Source organism: Brevundimonas sp. DS20, from assembly GCF_001310255.1.
GTDB lineage: Bacteria > Pseudomonadota > Alphaproteobacteria > Caulobacterales > Caulobacteraceae > Brevundimonas > Brevundimonas aurantiaca.
The window spans coordinates 3,265,712-3,280,927 of record NZ_CP012897.1; the positions used below are offsets into that span (position 1 = coordinate 3,265,712).

17 protein-coding genes are annotated in these 15,216 nt (G+C 68.5%); 8 read left to right on the forward strand and 9 right to left on the reverse strand.

Annotation, left to right across the window (positions count from 1 at the left end; all coding sequences use genetic code 11):
* Positions 1–45: 45 nt before the first annotated feature.
* The 5 genes from JL11_RS16020 to JL11_RS16040 all read left to right on the forward strand — a co-directional run bounded on the left by JL11_RS16020 (position 46) and on the right by JL11_RS16040 (position 3,017).
* A complete protein-coding gene (locus JL11_RS16020) occupies positions 46–267 on the forward strand; it encodes a hypothetical protein (RefSeq protein ID WP_054766533.1) in 222 nt (73 codons plus the stop codon).
* Between the two features lie 60 nt (positions 268–327).
* Positions 328–993: a glutathione S-transferase family protein gene (locus JL11_RS16025; RefSeq protein ID WP_054766534.1), complete on the forward strand. Its 666-nt coding sequence runs from the start codon at positions 328–330 to the stop codon at positions 991–993.
* Positions 994–1,048: 55 nt separating this feature from the next.
* Entirely contained in the window at positions 1,049–1,249 is a 201-nt protein-coding gene (locus tag JL11_RS16030) for a hypothetical protein (protein WP_054766535.1), read from the forward strand.
* A gap of 145 nt (positions 1,250–1,394) precedes the next feature.
* Positions 1,395–1,868 carry a transcription elongation factor GreA gene (gene greA / locus JL11_RS16035; protein ID WP_054766536.1) on the forward strand — a complete coding sequence of 158 codons (474 nt, stop codon included), beginning with the start codon at positions 1,395–1,397 and terminating at the stop codon, positions 1,866–1,868.
* A 183-nt stretch (positions 1,869–2,051) separates the two neighbouring features.
* Entirely contained in the window at positions 2,052–3,017 is a 966-nt protein-coding gene (locus JL11_RS16040; protein ID WP_054766537.1) for a mitochondrial fission ELM1 family protein, read from the forward strand.
* Positions 3,018–3,195: 178 nt separating this feature from the next.
* Here the strand turns inward: JL11_RS16040 and JL11_RS16045 are convergent, their stop codons facing one another.
* Positions 3,196–3,480 carry a hypothetical protein gene (locus tag JL11_RS16045; RefSeq protein WP_054766538.1) on the reverse strand — a complete coding sequence of 95 codons (285 nt, stop codon included), beginning with the start codon at positions 3,478–3,480 and terminating at the stop codon, positions 3,196–3,198.
* A 68-nt stretch (positions 3,481–3,548) separates the two neighbouring features.
* Here JL11_RS16045 and trxB point away from each other — a divergent pair, with 68 nt between their 5' ends.
* Positions 3,549–4,556: a thioredoxin-disulfide reductase gene (trxB, locus tag JL11_RS16050; protein ID WP_054766539.1), complete on the forward strand. Its 1,008-nt coding sequence runs from the start codon at positions 3,549–3,551 to the stop codon at positions 4,554–4,556.
* Between the two features lie 18 nt (positions 4,557–4,574).
* Here trxB and JL11_RS16055 read toward each other — a convergent pair whose 3' ends face one another.
* From JL11_RS16055 to JL11_RS16070, 4 genes are all read right to left on the reverse strand, one after another.
* Entirely contained in the window at positions 4,575–4,982 is a 408-nt protein-coding gene (locus JL11_RS16055; RefSeq protein ID WP_054766540.1) for a response regulator, read from the reverse strand.
* 58 nt (positions 4,983–5,040) lie between these two features.
* A complete protein-coding gene (locus JL11_RS16060) occupies positions 5,041–6,639 on the reverse strand; it encodes a sensor histidine kinase (RefSeq protein WP_231681338.1) in 1,599 nt (532 codons plus the stop codon).
* Between the two features lie 84 nt (positions 6,640–6,723).
* Positions 6,724–7,818: a cell wall hydrolase gene (locus JL11_RS16065; RefSeq protein ID WP_054767042.1), complete on the reverse strand. Its 1,095-nt coding sequence runs from the start codon at positions 7,816–7,818 to the stop codon at positions 6,724–6,726.
* A 95-nt stretch (positions 7,819–7,913) separates the two neighbouring features.
* Positions 7,914–8,393: a Dps family protein gene (locus tag JL11_RS16070; RefSeq protein WP_054766541.1), complete on the reverse strand. Its 480-nt coding sequence runs from the start codon at positions 8,391–8,393 to the stop codon at positions 7,914–7,916.
* Between the two features lie 128 nt (positions 8,394–8,521).
* Here JL11_RS16070 and JL11_RS16075 point away from each other — a divergent pair, with 128 nt between their 5' ends.
* Positions 8,522–11,590, forward strand: coding sequence for a PAS domain S-box protein (locus tag JL11_RS16075; RefSeq protein ID WP_054766542.1), 3,069 nt, complete (start codon positions 8,522–8,524; stop codon positions 11,588–11,590).
* 62 nt (positions 11,591–11,652) lie between these two features.
* Here JL11_RS16075 and JL11_RS16080 read toward each other — a convergent pair whose 3' ends face one another.
* On the reverse strand, positions 11,653–12,009 hold the full coding sequence (locus JL11_RS16080; protein WP_054766543.1) for a DUF6481 family protein: 357 nt from the start codon (positions 12,007–12,009) through the stop codon (positions 11,653–11,655).
* Positions 12,010–12,245: 236 nt separating this feature from the next.
* Positions 12,246–12,431, reverse strand: a complete 186-nt coding sequence (locus JL11_RS16085) for a hypothetical protein (RefSeq protein WP_007442649.1) — start codon at positions 12,429–12,431, stop codon at positions 12,246–12,248.
* A 447-nt stretch (positions 12,432–12,878) separates the two neighbouring features.
* Between JL11_RS16085 and JL11_RS16090 the strand changes: the two genes are divergently transcribed.
* Positions 12,879–14,048, forward strand: a complete 1,170-nt coding sequence (locus JL11_RS16090) for a cell wall hydrolase (RefSeq protein WP_224762064.1) — start codon at positions 12,879–12,881, stop codon at positions 14,046–14,048.
* A 13-nt stretch (positions 14,049–14,061) separates the two neighbouring features.
* Here JL11_RS16090 and JL11_RS16095 read toward each other — a convergent pair whose 3' ends face one another.
* Positions 14,062–14,256, reverse strand: coding sequence for a hypothetical protein (locus JL11_RS16095; protein WP_054766544.1), 195 nt, complete (start codon positions 14,254–14,256; stop codon positions 14,062–14,064).
* 73 nt (positions 14,257–14,329) lie between these two features.
* Entirely contained in the window at positions 14,330–15,214 is an 885-nt protein-coding gene (nadC, locus tag JL11_RS16100; RefSeq protein WP_442853661.1) for a carboxylating nicotinate-nucleotide diphosphorylase, read from the reverse strand.
* Positions 15,215–15,216: the final 2 nt, after the last annotated feature.

Here is a 15,216-nt window from a genome sequence, read left to right on the forward strand (position 1 = left end):
CGCCCCCGCCGCCGCGGCGTTGAGCCGGAAACAAAGGAGGCTTGCATGCCGCGTCTGAACTCCATCGTCCCCCTGGTCGGCAGCCTGCTGCTGTCGCGCGGCGGCCGTCGTCTGGCCGGGCGCCACGCCGGCAAACTGGCCCTGGCCACACTGGCGCTGGAGGTCTGGCGCAACCGCCGTCAGAAGGCGGGTCAGACCCAGCATCAGACGGCGTCCAAGGCCCGTCCGCAGCCCCGTTCAAGATGGAGCGGCCGGTCCCCGCGATAGGTCTGGACTTCCCGGACGGCGAGGCGGAATAGTCCGTTCCACCGCATGAGGAACCGTCCGATGATCAAGGTCCACCATCTGAACGACAGCCGGTCCCAGCGCGTCCTGTGGCTGCTGGAGGAGTTGGGGCTGGACTATGAGGTCGTGCGCTATGAACGCGACGCCAAGACCCGGCTGGCGCCGCCCGAACTGATCGCCGTCCATCCGCTGGGCAAGTCGCCCGTCATCGAGGACGGGGCGATCAAGGTCGCCGAGACCGGCGCCGTCGTCGAATATCTGCTGGACGCCCACGGCCAGGGGCGGCTGCGGCCCCCGCCCGGCACGGAAGAGGCGCGGCGCTTCACCTATTGGCTGCACTATGCGGAAGGGTCGGCCATGCCGCCCCTGCTGCTGAAACTGGTGTTCGGCCTGCTGCCCCGCCGCGCGCCCGCCCTGCTCAAGCCCCTCGTCAACGGGATCGCCGCCAAGGCCCAGAGCGGCTTCGTCGATCCCCAGCTTCGCACCCATATCGGCTTTTGGGAGGATGAACTGGGCCGGTCCGAATGGTTCGCCGGGGATCAGTTCACCGCCGCCGACATCATGATGAGTTTCCCAGTCGAGGCCGGGGCGGACCGGGCCTTCGACATCGCGACCAAGCCGCGCCTGGCCGCTTTCCTGCAACGCATCCACGCCCGTCCCGCCTATCAGCGGGCGCTGGAACGGGGCGGCCCCTACACCTATGCGTGACGGCGTCGCGGGGATGCGCCGCGCAACCCGACGGGGATGAAGGCGTTAAGATCTCATGCGCCTTCAAACCATTCAGATCGTGGCCGGACTCGTCGCGGCCGTCGCCTTCATCCTGGCCTTCATGGCCGCCGGCGCCGCCGTGGCGTCGGGCCTGTTCATGCTAATGGGCCTGGCCGCCGTCGGCTGGCTGGCCTACAGCCTCATCAAGAGCGTCACCCATCGCAGCGGCAAGACCAAACCCCCCGCCCGCGCCTGATCTCGATCGGGCGTGGAGGCGCGCCCTTGAATTGCGGCGCGATAAGCCCTAGTGTCTATGCCCGGCCGCGCCCGCCCCGCGGCCTTTTGTCTGCCTATTTCGCGTCTTTCCAGTCTCCGGGCGAACCAGAAAAATCACGACACCAATGGGAAAAGTGCCGATGACGGGCGAGGGCTACCGTGTCCTCGACGATCAACTGAAGCAATTGAAGTCGGTCGAGCGGCCGGCCGTCATCGCGGCCATATCCGAGGCCCGCGAGCACGGCGACCTGTCCGAAAACGCCGAATACCACGCCGCCAAGGAGCGTCAGGGCTGGATCGAGGGCCAGATCGCCGAGATCGAGGACAAGATCAGCCGCGCCCAGGTCATCGACGTGTCGAAACTGTCGGGCAATCAGGTCAAGTTCGGCGCCACCGTCACCGTGGTCGACGAGGACACGGAAGAAGAGGCCCGCTATCAGATCGTCGGCGAACACGAGGCCGATGTGAAGAAGGGCAAGATCTCCATCGCCTCGCCGATCGCCCGCGCGATGATCTCCAAGGAGGTCGGCGACGTGGTCGAGGTCAACACCCCCGGCGGGGTCAAGGCCTACGAGATCCTCAAGGTCGAGTGGAAATAACCACAGATCGAATAACCGTCTCCCTCCCCGTTCCGGGGAGGGTCGTCGCGCAGCGACGGGGTGGGGGCGGCCCGGCGGGCCGCTCTTGCTCGATCGGCCCCTTGTCTGTGGGGCGTCGCCGTGCCCGCCCCACCCGGCCTCGCTTCGCTCGCTCCCCCTCCCCGAAACGGGGAGGCAAAACAGATGTCTGACCCCCTCTCCATCTGGGTTGTCTCGGACGGACGTGCGGGTATCGAGAACCAGGCCCTGGGCCTCGCCGAGGCCGTCCAGCGCCTGACCCCGGCCGAGATCACGGTCAAACACATCCGATGGCGGCCCCTGTTCGACCGCCTGCCGTCGGCGCTGAAGACCCCGGCCATGCTGGCGTCCGCCCCGCTCGCGGCGCCCTGGCCCGATCTCTGGATCGCCGCCGGCCGGGCGACCCTGCCCCTCTCGACCCGCATCAAGCGCTGGAGCGGCGGCAAGACCTTCGTGGTTCAGACCCAGGATCCGCGCTGGGCGAACGACCGCTACGACCTGATCGTCGCCCCGGCCCATGACGACCTGTCGGGCGACAATGTCTTTGAAATCACCGGCTCCCCTCATCGCGTCACGCCGGAGCGGATCGCCCAGGCCGCCCCGGCCTTCGCCGACCGGATCGCCCCCCTGCCCCATCCCCGCGTCGCCGTCCTGATCGGCGGCCGGTCCAAGGCTTTCGACCTGACCCAGGCCCATGCGGCGGACCTGGCCGACCGGATCGCCGCCGCCGTCCGGGCCTCAGGCGGTTCGCTGATGCTGACCTTCTCGCGCCGAACGCCAGAAGCGGCCAAGGCGGTGATGACCGAACGCCTGTCGGGCCTGCCCGGCTGGATCTGGGACGGGACCGGCGACAACCCCCTGTTCGGCTTCCTGCATTTCGCCGACCATGTGCTGGTCACGCAGGACAGCGCCAACATGGCCGCCGAGGCCGCCTCGACCGGCAAGCCGGTTCACATCCTGCCCATGGTCGCGCTGAAGCCCGCCGGCAAGTTCGCCCGCCTGCACGAGGATCTTCAATCCCAAGGCGCGACCCGTCCCTTCGACGGGGCGCTGGACCGCTGGACCTACGCCCCCCTGGCGGAAACCGACCGGGCGGCCCATGCCGTGCTGGAGGCGATGCGAGCGCGGTAAGCCGATCACGCCGCTCATCCCGGCTTTCGCCGACATGAGCGCAACAGGGAGGATAATCTTCTGCGTCCGATTCTGACGCAGCCGTGGTGCAAGCCACCCGCTGGCGTCAGGAGGCAACCTAAGAACCACTCGCAAAAATCTGCACGAAAGTGCACTAAAAAAAAAATCGGAGTGGCCTTTAGTCGCCGCCCCCTCCGCCGCCACTGTCACAGCCGCCGTCCGCGCTGGAGTCGGCGCAGCCTGACGTGTCCGACGTCGGCGGGACGGCGCCGCCGTCCGAACCGTCGCCCTTCTTGGCCTTGGCGTTCGCCGCGCCCATGAAGGCCACGCCGAGGCCCGATCCGATGGCCGTGCCCAGGGCGAGCCCCAGGCCGACGTTGTCCATCGCCACGCCCAAGGCCACCCCGATCGACAGACCCATGCCGATCCCGATCGGCAGGAAGGCCGCCTTCTTGTTGCTCATCCCCGTCTCCTCCTCATCTGCGGCGAGACTAACATCGCGCAAACGGGAATCAGCCCCTAAATAGGCGCATGACCCAAGCTCGTACCGTCCGCGTCGCCATCATCGGCTCCGGCCCCGCCGGCTGGACCGCCGCCATCTACGCCGCCCGCGCCTCGCTGAACCCCGTCGTCATCGCCGGTCTCCAGCCCGGCGGCCAGCTGACCATCACCACCGACGTCGAGAACTATCCCGGCTTCGCCGAGACCATTCAGGGCCCTTGGCTGATGGAGCAGATGCAGGCCCAGGCCCTGCACGTCGGCACGGAAGTCATCCACGACATCGTCGTCTCCGCCGATCTGTCGCAGCGCCCGTTCCGGCTGAAGCTGGACGGCGGCGAGGAAATCCTGGCCGAGACGGTCATCATCTCCACGGGCGCCCAGGCCAAGTGGCTGGGTCTGGAGTCCGAGGCGGCCTATCAGGGCTTCGGCGTCTCCGCCTGCGCCACCTGCGACGGCTTCTTCTATCGCGGCAAGAACGTGGTCGTGGTCGGCGGCGGCAACACGGCCGTCGAGGAAGCGCTGTTCCTCACCAACTTCGCCGCCAAGGTCACGGTGGTCCACCGTCGCGACGAGTTCCGCGCCGAGAAGATCCTGCAAGACCGCCTGTTCGCCCACCCCAAGGTCGAGGTGATCTGGAACGTGGCGGTGGAAGAGATTCTGGGCGTGGTGGACGGCGTCGCCCGCAACGTCACCAGCGTTCGCTTGAAGAACGTTCAGGACGGTTCGACCCAGGAGATCCCCGCCGACGGCGTCTTCATCGCCATCGGCCACGCCCCGTCGTCGGACCTGTTCAAGGGTCAGCTCGAGACCAATTCGGGCGGCTATATCCGCGTCAAACCCGGCACGGCCCAGACCGCAATCGAGGGCGTGTGGGCGGCCGGCGACGTGACCGACGACGTCTATCGCCAGGCTGTGACTGCGGCGGGCATGGGCTGTATGGCCGCGCTCGAAGCCAGCCGTTTCCTGGCCGAGGAAGACCACGCCAAGGCCAACCATCCCATCAGCCATAAGGAAGCCGAGAAGATCGGCGTCTGGTGAACGTCCGGACGGGCGGAGTCAGGCGAACAGCTGCAGACCCGGCGGCGCATATTGGACCGGCTGGCCTGTGCGGCGGCGCAGGGCGTAATCGACCGCCGTCTGCACCGCCTGTTCATCGGTCGGCTTGGACAGGACGCCAATGGCGCCCGCGACGCCGTCGCGCACCATGCCCGGATTGGCGGTCATGAACAGGACGGTCACGCCCATCTCCTGGCCCAGCTCGCGCCCCAGGCTTATGCCCGTGGGGCCGTCGGACAGGTGGATGTCGACCAGGGCCAGATCGACCTCATTTTCACGCGCCAGATTCTGGGCCGACTTCGACGTCGACGCCACCCCCACGACCTTATGGCCCAGGTCTTCCAGGACGAAACGCAGCTCCATAGCGACGAGCGCTTCGTCTTCAATGATCAGGATGCGGGCGGTCATGGGCGGCGGTTTTATGTTCTGTGGCGGACACAACGCGGGGGCAGGCGATCGGTTTCCGTCAGAGTGGCTGAAGGCGGTCCTTTTCCGCCGCCCTGCGGCGCGAGAGCGCCGTAGCGGGCAAATCCACAACAATCCTTAAACCGTCGGCCGCCCATTCGCGGTGCAGCCGCCCGCCGAGTTGGCCCTCCACCGACAGACTGGCCAGAGAGGAGCCGAACCCCTGGCGCTCGGGCGGCCCTTCGATCGCCGGGCCGCCGATCTCGGTCCAGGTCAGGATGAACCGGTCGTCGTCGCGGCGCGTGGCCAGCTCCACCCGACCCGCCGTCGCCGCCAGGGCGCCGTACTTGGCCGCATTGGTGGCCAGTTCGTGGAACAGCAGGGCGACGGAGGTCGCCGCCTGGTCGTCGAACACGGCGTCGTCGCCGCTGATGTGAACGCGCGGAGCGCCCGTGTCATCGCTGTACGCCCTGAACAGATCCGCCAGGAAGGTGTGCAGGGTGGTGGCCCCAACCGTCGGCTGAGACGCCTCCGTGTGCGGTCGGACGAACTCATGGGCGCGGGCCAGGGCGGCGATACGGGTCCGCAGAGACGAAGCAAAGGCCCGGGCCTCAGGATACTGACGGGCCGACAGGGCCACCAGCGCCGTGACCACGGCGAAGATGTTCTTGATCCGGTGGCTCAGCTCCTGGCTGACCAGTTCGCGACCCTGCTCCAGCCGTTTCAGCTCGTCGATGTCGGTGCAGGTGCCGAACCAGCGGGTGATCTCGCCATCCTCGTTGCGGATCGCCACCGCCCGCCCCAAGGTCCAGCGATAGACCCCCGAATGGTGCTTCAGCCGATATTCGATCTCATAGGGTTCGCCCGTCTCCAGCGACCGGCTCCAGCGGGCCCAGGCCCGCTGCTGATCGTCAGGATGGAACATGTCGTTCCAGCCTTCCCCGTCCGTCGATCCGGCTGGCACGCCGGTGAACTCGTACCAGCGTGCATTGTAGTAGTCGTGGAAGCCGTCGGGGCGCGTCGACCAGACCATCTGGGGCATGGCGTCGGCCAACACCCGGAATTGGGCCTCGCTGGCCCTCAGCCGGGCGGCGACGTCGTCGGACGCCTCCAAGGCCCGTTCAAGCGCGTCCCGGCCCTCGTCCCTCTGACGCAGGGCGCGGCGCAGTTCCATCTGCGACATCACCTGACCGGCCAGGGTCTTGAGCGCCGTTTCCTGAAGCTCAGTCAGACCTTCCGGCCGGGGCTGGGTGTCCAGAACGCACAGGGTGCCCAAGGGCAGGCCGCTGGGCGTCTTCAGCAACCGCCCCGCATAGAAGCGCAGCCCCGGCTCCTGATGAACCAGAGGATTGCCGGCGAACCGGGCGTCCTTTGTCGCATCCGGCACCACCAGCCCGTCCTCATTCAACAGGGCGTGGGCGCAGAAGGAGGTCGCCAGCGGCGTCTCGCGCACGCCCAGCCCGACCTCGGCCTTGAACCACTGCCGTCCGGAGTCGATCAGATTGACGACCGCGATCGGGGTCTCGCAGATGCGGGCGATCAAGGCCACCACGTCGTCAAAGGCGGCCTCGCGCGCCGTATCCAGAATGCCGTAGTCTCTCAGGGCCGCCAGACGCTCGGACTCATCCCACCGTGCAGGTTCAGCAATGGGGTCGGTCAAACAGGCGTCCTTTCGAGGCCGTAAGCGGGATCAGCAGCTTCAATGCTCGACCCGCGCAAGCGTTGCATTAGAACGCCCATCGCTTCACTTGGCGGGGCGTCCGACCTCTTCCACCGCCATCACGGCGACGCCTGCCGGAGCGGGCTCCGGCTCCGGCTTGGCCTCCAGGGCCTGAAGCCGCGCATTGATGGCGGCGACCTCTTCCTGGGTAGGCAGACGACGTCCGCCCAGGCTGACCACGCCCACCACCCTTTGACGTCCGTCGACCTCGACGGTCTTAAGCGGGGCCGCCTGCCCTGCCTCGGCGGGGACCGCGTCCGGGTCCGGGCCTCCGGTCCCCTGGCCAGGCTGAACGCCGGGTCGGGGGCGGGCGAACCGCGCTTCATCGATCAGGGGCTCGCGTCCCTTGTAAACGGCGCGGAAGGCGGCCGTCTCCCCGTAAAGACCCTTCCAGCGATAGAAGACGTGCGTCCCGATCTTGTTGACGCGCGAGACGGTCGGCGCCCACCAGGGGTCCACATAGTCGGCGTGATAGTGGGTGGCGGTCCCCACCGTCTGGGCCACATAGCCGTTCAAGGCCTTTTCGGCCGCCTTGCGCGCCCGCTCCCACGCCCAGGGAACCGGCGCCTGGGACAGGGCGCCGTCGCAGGTGAAGCTGAACTGGCACCCGGTCGTCCGCTCGGCGCCTTCAAACACAACGCCGCACACCGTGTCGGCGTAGTTGGGATCGCGCACGCGGTTCAGCACCACCTGAGCCACCGCCGCCTGGCCCTCGTCGGACTCCAGCGCCGCCTCGTAATAGACCGCCTGGGTCAGGCACCGCAGGGCGCGACGGCGATCCTCGGCCCCGCCCTTGAAGACGAAGGGCCGCGCCGGACGCAGGGCTCCGGCCGTCGCCAGGGTCGCACCTGGGGTGAAGGCCGCCGGGGTCAGGGCTGGATCGTGCCGCTGCGCCAGGGCCAGCTGCGAGGCGCTCAGCCGCCCCTCAAGAGCGGCCAGGCCGTGGGGCCCCAGATCGCCCTGGGTGATCCGCGCCACGGCCTCCGCCGTCCGATCCGCGTCCGGCCGCACGGCCGAGCCGGCCGACAGGGCGACGCCCAGCACGGCGGCGGCGGCGGGCAAGGCCGCAGCCGAGCGCCTGACCGCCGCCCAAATCCGGTTCCAATGGGTAAGGACCATTCTGTTCCACAGCAGGCGCGACCAGGTCATGGACGCAGGAGGCCCGGACCGTGCCCGCATTTCGGGGCCGTTTTCAGGCGGACCGCCGATCCGCCTTATCGACCGCCCAGGCTGGCCCGCAACATCCAGGCGAACTTCTCGTGCGCCGCCAGACGCTGGGTCAGCAGATCCACGGTCACGTCGTCGCCGTCCCCGTCCGCCACGTCCAGGGCGGAGCGCATGGTGGCGATCAAGGTCTCATGATCGCGCATCAGCTCGCGCAGCATGTCGGGCGCGTCCTTTTCCGGCTCGCCGTCGCGAATACTGGTCAGGTTGGCGAAGGCGCCGTAGCCCTGCGGCGCCAACTCGCCCAGGGCGCGGATACGTTCGGCGATGTCGTCCAGGGCCGCCCACTGGTCGCGATACTGCTGCTCCAGCATATTGTGCAGCGAGAAGAATTCAGGCCCCCGCACGTTCCAATGATAGCCGTGGGTCTTCAGATAGACGGCGTAGGCGTCCGCCAGAACCCGGGTCAGTTGCTCAACCACGTCGCCGCGCTCGCTCTGGGACAGTCCGGTGTCAATGGTTGCGGTCATAATACGCTCCGTGGGTGTGAGTTCGTCGCCGGCAATCTAGACGGAATCCGGCAGGCAGGAACGCAAAACCGCAACAAGCGTTGCATCACATAACGTCGCATCGAACGACGTGAGGGGATGGGCACAATATGACGCCAGGCGCGGTCTTTCGCCGATTTCTGAACGCCGAAGCCGGTCTCCTCGTTCTCGCCCGTCTGAAGTCCGGTCCCGCCTGGCGGAGAATTCTAGTCGGACTGGCCGGCGCCGGCGCAGGACTGGCGGTGCGGGCGGCCACCGCCGGTTTTTACGGCGGGATCACCGGCTTCATGATCCTACTGCCGGGCGTCATTCTGGCGGCCTTGGCCGGCGGACGTCTGGCGGGTCTGACGGCGGTTGCGGGGTCTCTGCTGGGCGGCTGGGCGCTGGTCGCCTTGAACCCCGGCCCGACGACCCCGCATCTGGGCGTGGTCGCCACCTCCAACTTCGTCTTGGTGGGCCTGTTCTGCACCTGGCTGGGCGCCTCCTTGCGCCAGACCCTGATCCGGCTGGATTCCGTCGTCTCGGCCCTGTCCCTGTCCAACGCGCGGTTTGACGAGACCGGCGCCTTTCTGGGCTATGCCGGGATCAACCTGAACGTGGACGGGGCGCGCGAACCGCTGGAGAAGGCCGCCCGCGCCGAGCGCCGCCAGCATTTCCTTCTGAACCTCAGCGACCGCCTGCGCGACCTGTCCGACCCGGAGCGGATGATGGCCGAGGTCGAGGCGTCCCTGGGCGGCCTGCTGAGCGCGAACCGCGTCGGCTACGGCGAGGTGGACGAGACGGGCGAAGTCGTCTCCTTGAGCCGCGACTGGATTCAGGGCGTCGCCAGCGTTCACGGGCGCGCGCCGAGCGTCTTCAATCCCACCCTCGTCGCCGACCTGTTCGACGGTCGGACCATCCGCATCGACGACGTCCGCGACGACCCCCGTTCGGCCGACATCGCCGCCGCCTTCGCCGAAATCCAGACCCGCGCCCTGATCCGCGCGCCGCTGATCCGCAACGGCCGATTGCGCGCCTTCCTCTATGTCCACGCCGCCGCCCCCCGCCGCTGGACCGACGCGGAGGTCCAGCTGGTCGAGGAGGTCGCCGCCCGCACCTGGGCCGAGATCGAACGCGCCCGAGCCGAGACCGAGACCCGCGAGAGCGAACAGCGCTTCCGCGCCATCGCCGACACCGCGCCGGTCCTGATCTGGGTCACGCGCCAGGATCGCCGCCGCGCCTTCATCAACCAGGCCTATGCGGACTTCTTCGGCGCGGACTATGAGACGGCCCTTGCGGCGGACTGGCGCGCCCGACTGCACCCGGACGACCAGGACCGCATCCTTCGAGAGTCCCTGGCCGGAGAGGCGACGAGAGAACCGTTTTCTCTAGAGGCACGATATCGGCGTCATGACGGCGAGTGGCGCTGGCTGAAATCCTTCTCTCGTCCGCGCATGGCCGGAAGCGAGTTGATCGGCTTCGTCGGCGTCGCCTTCGACGTCACCGACATGCGCGAAGCCCAAGCCCGCCTGACCGAATCCGAAAGCCGCTTCCGCACCGTCGCGGACAGCGCTCCGGCCATGATCTGGATGACGGATGCGACGCCCCGGATCGTCTTCGCCAACAAGCGCTATCGTCTGTTCTGCGACATCCGCTCGCAGCGCCAACTGCTGGACGGCTGGCGCAGGCTGATGCATCCGGACGATGAGACGGTGTTCGACGCCGCCTTCCTGCGGGCCTTCCAGGCGCGGGATCGGTTCGAGGCGCTCAGCCGGGCCAATCATCCGACCCTGGGGCTGCGCTGGCTCCGGACCGAGGGCGTGCCCCGCTTCGATGCGGCCGGCGCCTTCCAGGGTTATGTGGGCGCCACCATCGACGTCACCGACGCCAAACGCGCCGAGGACGACCTGAAGCACATCAATGAGCTGCTGGAGGAACGGGTCGCGGAGGCCCTGACCGAAAAGGCCGCCGCAGAGGCCCATCTGATGCACGCCCAGCGGATGGAGGCGGTCGGCCGTCTCACCGGCGGTGTCGCCCACGATTTCAACAATCTGCTGACGGTGGTGATCGGGGCGCTGGACATCATCCTGCGCTCCGACGACGCCGCAAAACGCAAGAAGCTGGGCGAGGCCGCCCTGGCCGCCGCCCGTCGGGGAGAGAGCCTGACCCACCAGCTTCTGGCCTTCTCGCGCCGTCAGGCCCTGCGTCCCGAGGCGGTCGATCTGAACGGCCTGATCCGCGAGGGCGAGCCCTTGCTGCGCCGGGCCGTCGGCGAGGCCGTGGACTTCAAGATCCGGCTGAAGCGCGGCGGCGTTCGCGTCAACGTCGATCCCGCTCAGTTCGAGGCCGCCCTGCTGAACCTGGTCGTCAACGCCCGCGACGCCCTGGGCGACGTGACCGGGCGCGACGCCGCATCAGCCGATGCGGCCAGCAAGGCCGACGGCCCGCCTCGATCGGGTCGAGACGGCCCCGTCCGCGCCGGCGCCCGCATCACGATCCAAACCCAGGCCTGTTCCGTCTCGGCGGGGCAGATCCCGGAACTGGCGGCGGGCGACTATGTCTGCGTCGCCGTGTCCGACAACGGATCGGGCATGTCGGCCGATGTCATCGACCGCGTCTTCGAACCCTTCTTCACCACCAAGCCGATCGGCAAGGGAACGGGCCTGGGCCTCAGCCAGGTCTATGGCTTCGCGCGACAGTCGGGCGGCGGGGTCCACATCGCTTCCAGCCCCGGCCGCGGCTCGGAGATTCGCCTCTATCTGCCGCCGCTGATCGCGGACAAGGCCGCCCCGTCGCCCGAACCGGCCGACGTCGACGCCGCCCTGCCGAACGGCCACCGCCTGCTGCTGGTGGAGGACGACGCGGATGTCGCAGCCATCGCCCTGGATCAGTTGGAAAGCTTCGGCCTGGACGTCGAATGGGTCGAGAACGGCCCCGAGGCGCTGAAGGCCCTGGAACGGGCGCGCTTCGACGTCATGTTGACCGATGTGGTCATGCCGGGCGGCATGAGCGGCGTGGACCTGGCGCGTCAGGCGGCGCGGGACCGGCCCCAGATGCGGATCGTCCTGACCTCGGGCTATGTGGGCGACGATGTGGATCAGGTTCTGGCCGACACGCCCTGGCCCTTCCTGCGCAAACCCTATTCGCCCGAGCAATTGCGCGCCGTTCTTTCGACGGCGGGGCCGCGGCCGATCCACTAGGTCCAAGAAAAACGCGCCGCAGTGACTGCGGCGCGTTTTTCTTCGTCAGTTCCAAGGCCGCCTCAGCGGCGCGCCTTGCGGGCGGCGTAGCGCGCGTCGCGCCTGGCCTTCTGCTCTTCCTTGGTCAGTTGCTTGCGCGCCTTCCGGTCGGCCCGCTTCTCGGCCTCGATCGCTTCCTGAGCGGCCATTTCGGCGGCCAGACGCGCAGCCTCCTTCTCGGCCTTCTCGCGGCGCTGTTCCGCCTTGGCCAGTTCGTGCTGCTGGCGCAGGGCTTCCTTTTCGGCGGCGCGCTTTTCAGCCAGGCGCTCGAACTCGGGATCGGGGGCGGCGGGCTTGGGCTTGAACTTGGCGAGCAGAGCCTTCTTGGCTTCCTGCTGGGCGGTCAGGCGGTCGGTAAATCCGGTCTTCAAATCTTTCATGCGAAAGCGTCAGGGTTCCTTGTGATCGGCCAGCGGCCATCGGGGGTCGGGCGGCGGAGAACGCGCGCGTCCCGAAGCGGGGCGCACAAAGCCTATGCAGGGACCAAAAGCAAGGTTCGCCGCCACGAAATCGGCCGCGCGCACGAAATGGCGCGCTTAAGGCGCCCTTACCTGCTCCAGTGATGCAGATAGGTCGCGCCCGCCCCGTTACAAGAGCAGGCGCAACGGCGGGTTCGTCAGTTGGGCTTCTGCGCCTGGCCGACGGCGGTTCCGGCCGCTCCACCGACGGCGGCGCCCACGGGTCCGCCCACCACAGCCCCCGCCACCGCGCCGCTGGCGGCCTTTTGCTCGATTGTGGTCCCGCAAGCCGTCAGCGCCAGGGCGCCGGCGGCGATGCAGGTCGTGATGATCATGCGCGACATGGCGTCTCTCCAAAAAGGTCACGCTTGAACGCCGCGCCGCGCTTGAGGTTCCCAGCGCGATCCAGAACTGGCGAATACGGAAAACGGACCAACGTACAACACAATCCGCGCGCCATTCAGCAGATACGGGGAAATGTGACAATCTACAGCCGAGACGCCGTGCAACCCAATACAGTATTCGCTCTATCCACTGTCGCAATCCGGCCCATATTGTCATGCCGCCGGGGCAATATCGTAAAAATACCTAATCCTTTCGTCGCCTTAACCAGCCGCTTGCGAATCAGCCACATTCAGGTCACAAACTTCGCTATATAGGCCCGTCCTCGACGTCCGGGCTGTATGTGCCGCGCGCCGAATGCCGGCCGGACAGGCGACCGTTTCGGGTCGCCCCGCCGGCGATACGACCCGGGGGCAGCGTTTCTCGCCCTGCTGAACAGGATGAACTCGTTGTCGCATTCCTCGCAGACGCGCGGCCCCGCCCGCACCGATCATGTGGCGAAGATCAAGCCCGTGACGGCGGCCGCGGCCTTCGGCTGTCTGGTGGGACTGGCGATCGGCGGCGCCTATCTGGGCGGGACCATGGCGCGCAATGCGACGCTGCGGGCCCAGGCCGAACGGATCCAGGGCGCCACCGCCGCCGGCTTCACCGAAGAAGCCCTGTCCGCCGCCGCCGGCGGTCTGGACGCCAGCGCCCTGTCGATCGCTCGTCGGCACGATCCCTACACCAGCGCCGGCGCCGCCGAGCGCGATCGCCAGGCCGAGCTTCTGGCGGCCCGTCTGGATCAGTTGGACGCCAACCGCGATCCCAAACTGCGCCACGCCAATCTCTCCACCCCCGTCGGCGCCAAGCCCTTCCGCCTAGATCACGCCCTTGACGCCAGCCGCGACCTCGATTGCCTGACCCAGGTCGTCTATTATGAAGCGCGCGGCGAGGGCCGCGACGGCATGCGGGCCGTGGCCCAGGTGGTCCTGAACCGGGTCCGCCACCCCGCCTTCCCCAAGAGCATCTGCGCCGTCGTCTATCAGGGCGCCGCGCGCCGCACCGGCTGCCAGTTCTCCTTCACCTGCAACGGCGTGATGCGCGGCCGGATCAACCAGGCCGCCTGGAACCGAGCGCGCGGCATCGCCTCCTCGGCCCTGTCCGGATCGGTTTATGCGGGCGTCGGCAACGCCACCCATTTCCACACCACCGGCGTGTCGCCCGACTGGCGCAACACCCTGATCCGGGTGAACCAGGTGGGCAGCCATCTCTTCTATCGGTTCGGCGGTCGCGCCGGCTCAGGCGGGGCCTTCACCTACGCCGCCCGTCCGTCTCAGGCCGACGATCAGCCCCGTCTGATCCAGGCGGGTCTCAATCCCGTCGAAGCGGCCCGCCAGGCCGGACAGGCCGTGGCCTATTCGCTGATCCTGGCCCAGGAGGGCGGCGCCGAGCCCCAGGCTGCGCCGACGAACGCCCGTCCCGCCGCCAAGCCTGCGGATGCGGCCGTCGCCACCCAGGCGTCCGGCCAGGCTTCCCCCCCGCCCGCCGCCCGGCCCACGGCGGCCTCGGCGCCGCGCGGCGCTGCGCCCCGGGCGGAGGCCAGGACGGAAACGGCGGACGCCTCCAACCCCGTTTGATCGCAAAGGCGCTTCAGTCCGGGCCGAAAGGCCCCCGTGTCGTCCGGTTCTGATCGAATTCGCCGAACCGACGGCCGGGCTTGTCCGGGCTTGAGGTCTGCTCCCGCCCGACCCCGATCACGCTCAGCCGGTCGTAGCCGACGCTGAGCGGTTGAGCGGGCGCCCGCCGCACCCGCAGGGCCTGAGGCGTCTGGGGCGTCTGGGACATCGGTCGCTCCTGGGCTCGCTCCTCGCGCGGTTCATCGTATGAACGTCGCGCGCGGCGGGCTGTTCCCCTGGCCTCACAGGGCGTCCAGGCCGATGTCCAGCACGGGCGCCGAATGGGTCAGGGCCCCGACCGAGATCACATCGACCCCGGTCTCCGCGATCGGCCGCACCGTCGTCAAATCCACCCCGCCCGACGCCTCCAGCCGGATGCGCCCCCCGGTCCAGGCCACCGCCCGCCTCAGGTCCGCCAGGCTGAAATTGTCCAGCATGATCACGTCCGGCGCCAGGTCCTCATTGATCAGGGCCAGGACTTCGCTCAGCTGATCCAGCCCATCCACCTCGACCTCCACCTTCATCAGGTGAGGGGCGAAGGCCTTGGCGCGCCGCACGGCCTCGCCCACCCCGCCGCAGACGGCGACGTGGTTGTCCTTGATCAGGATGGCGTCATCCAGGCCGAACCGGTGGTTCACCCCGCCGCCGCAGGCCACCGCATGTTTCTCCAGCGCCCGCAGACCCGGCGTCGTCTTGCGGGTGTCGACGATCCGCGCCCTGGTCCCGGCGACCGCCTGAACATAGGCCCGCGTCAGGGTCGCCACCCCGCTCAGCCGTCCGACCAGGTTCAGGGCCGTCCGCTCGGCGGACAGGAAGGCGCGCGCGTCGGCCTCGACCACCGCCAGCACGGCCCCCGTCTCGAACGCCGCCCCGTCGGCCAGCCGAAGATCCACGTCGGCCGTCGGGTCCATCGCCTGCACGGCCAGCCGCACGGCCTGAATCCCGGCCAAAACGCCGGCCTTGCGCGCCGTGAAGGCCGCCTTCATGCGCGCCCCTGGGGGAATACAGGCCAGGGCCGTGACGTCGCCCGCCCGCCCCAGGTCTTCCGCCAGAGCCATCCGCACCACCGGTTCGATCAGGACCTCCGGCAGGGATCGGTTCAGGGCCATGTCTCGGGGGGTCTCCATAG